We start from the raw sequence: 260 nt of genomic DNA on the forward strand, positions 1-260 counted from the left end.
CCCCCGCCGATTGGCGGGGATTTTTTATTGGGTTCTGCTTCATCCCGCGAGCGGGAGAGCGCGCTTAGCTGGCCTTGCGCAGGATCTGCTCAAGGTAGTCAGAGAAGCGGTGACCGTGATGCTCCAGCAGTTTCGGGAACATGGAGATGGAGGTCATGCCCGGGAAGGTGTTGATTTCATTCAGCAGGATCTCCCCCTCCTCAGTCAGGAAGAAGTCGATGCGCGAGAGATGGGTCAGTTTCAGCTGACGGAACGCCTTG

1 pseudogene is annotated in these 260 nt (G+C 57.7%); it reads right to left on the minus strand.

From position 1 onward, the window contains the following. Positions 1–64 precede the first annotated feature (64 nt). A pseudogene (locus BN1139_RS02515) lies at positions 65–260 on the minus strand (D-alanine--D-alanine ligase A); the annotation flags it as partial.

Source organism: Aeromonas veronii bv. veronii (assembly GCF_000820225.1).
GTDB classification, from domain to species: domain Bacteria; phylum Pseudomonadota; class Gammaproteobacteria; order Enterobacterales; family Aeromonadaceae; genus Aeromonas; species Aeromonas veronii.